The sequence below is a fragment of the Nocardia vinacea NBRC 16497 genome (assembly GCF_000308835.1).
Taxonomy (GTDB): domain Bacteria; phylum Actinomycetota; class Actinomycetes; order Mycobacteriales; family Mycobacteriaceae; genus Nocardia; species Nocardia vinacea.
Window position 1 is genome coordinate 1 of record NZ_BAGN01000330.1, and the last position, 2,018, is coordinate 2,018.

At 60.4% G+C, this 2,018-nt stretch carries 3 protein-coding genes; 1 reads left to right on the plus strand and 2 read right to left on the minus strand.

Going from position 1 to position 2,018, the window contains the following annotated elements; genetic code table 11:
- Nucleotides 1–201: hypothetical protein (locus ON44_RS52080; RefSeq protein WP_040698118.1), on the plus strand; the 201-nt coding region annotated here is incomplete at its 5' end.
- A gap of 5 nt (nucleotides 202–206) precedes the next feature.
- On the opposite strand, the gene ON44_RS33760 is transcribed toward ON44_RS52080, so the two are convergent.
- Complete coding sequence (locus ON44_RS33760) at nucleotides 207–1,028, minus strand: hypothetical protein (RefSeq protein WP_040698121.1); 822 nt, start codon at nucleotides 1,026–1,028, stop codon at nucleotides 207–209.
- 708 nt (nucleotides 1,029–1,736) lie between these two features.
- The coding region (locus ON44_RS52085) for a hypothetical protein (RefSeq protein ID WP_218007672.1) at nucleotides 1,737–2,018 on the minus strand (282 nt) is incomplete at its 5' end.

Genomic DNA, 2,018 nt, shown 5'->3' on the forward strand with positions numbered 1-2,018 from the left:
GCGCGTTACACCTCCGATCTCGTGCACGAGGAGGGTGCACGGATGTTGCGTATCCCCCGTCATCGCCCGATTCCCAGCACAGAACTCCCCGAGGAGACCGTGTCCGTGGACGATGAACCAGGGCTGCCCCCGCACGCGTTACATCGCTTCGTCGGCCGCCTCAAACGCTCGATGCATCGTATCGCGTTGCCGCGGCAGTGAATTCGTCACCATAAGCCGGGAGTTCGTCTCGCTTCGGCGTCCAGTTCCTCGAGTCGGCACCGGTTGTAGACCCGCAGGGCCTTCGCGCTGGGTGTCCGAATCCACAGCGGTGCACCTACGATGATGCGGCGGAAGCGGGATAGCGAGTTGTATTGGGATGGAACCTCATCGGGCGCTATCGAGATATCGAGAAACACCTCCATGAACCACTCGCCGACGTCGCGCAAGTGGCCATAGGTGAAGCTGCGGCGCCAGGGATAGCAGTCGTCGCCGCCGTTCTCGAACACGATCTGCGCGGCCGAATACGCCAGTCCCGCATCGGTTCCATAGCATTCGTTCGGTTCCAATAGTTCGGTTTCGATGAACTTCACTACGTGGCGCAGCGAGGATGACGACCATCCAACTCGCGGGACCTCGCCGTCGGTCAGCACCTCGGTGAGGTTCTCGAAACTGCCGAACATGCAGATGGCGACGGGTTCCCCCTGTGGCGTACGGGCTTCGGTGCCCGCGCTGATCATCGTCACTTCGAGGCCCTGGGTCAGCTCGCTGAAGAATATCGAGCCGATCCCCTTGGCGAATCTGCCGATCGACCGAGGCCGGAAATCGGTGAGCACGTCCCCGCGCACCCCGCGCTCGATCTTGTCCGAGATGGCGCCGCGCGTTAGCGCAGGATCGCGCTGTTTCCATTCCACCTGCGGGACACCGGGGACCCGAGGCGACTTCACGGTCATGTCCCCGCGGCGCTCGATCTTGATCCCGCAATCACCCGCGACATTGCGGATCCGTCGATCCGACCAGTACAGATACGTGACTGGTGATGACTTCACCGGCTCCCCCCTCATCGACCTTGTAGTCCTCCCCGAAACATTAACTCGTGGAGCGGAAGATGGCGTTGGCCCGGCACCGCGCGGGGTCGGCGCCCCGATGGCTGTGTCGAGGTACGGGCAGGTGGTCGGCAGTGAATCGGGGGTGTCGAGGACGATGTGCTCACGCAGCCACAGCAGGTGATCGAGTCCGGGATTCCGGTCACCACGGCGTATGACTCGACGTGATACCTGGCATCCGGTCTGCCGTGCGAGCCGCGGTCGAGGTATTGAGCCCGTCAATTCGTCGATCATTGCGGTGCTGCCCGACCTGCTGGATTCGGTGCGGCGTGCTGGCTCGTGTACGGGACCGACGAGTTGTCGAGCACGCCGACAGCACCAACCTCATGAGATGACACAGCTAGACGCCAACCAATCGCTACGCCGATCGAACCTCGCGCGATGCCGGTCTGACTCACCACACCAGAGTGAAGGCGCCGTCCAATGATTGTCGGCGCCGTGCCCGCGTGTCCAGGCGACAGTCAACGCGCCAGGTCTGCACGTTTGAGCACCCGCCGACCGGTCTCTCCGGTACCTCAAGCCGACCGACTTTGCCGACGTCTATAACCAGCACACCATCGCCCAGAAGGAGATCTCCGGTGCAGTACTCACAGTAATCAGCTGCACCGCACGGGCTCACGGAGCAACCACCCATGTCACGTCGAAGATTATCTAGCGAACGACAACAATGTCCGTGAATGTCCACTCAATATCTCCCCACACATGGTCAGGATGGAATGAGAGCAGCATCTTGACAGCCAAACTCTCGGACCAACGGCCACGCACATTATCAGCATGCTCTTGGTAGTACGTGAAATCGATCTTCGCATTGTCATCTATCATCGAGAAGTCGATGCCCAAGATCTTGCAAATATAAATAAATTCTTCGTTCGTTGGCGTCTTTCCCGATAGATACCCGTAGAGTCTTCCGCATATTTCGAGCATCGCCCTCCC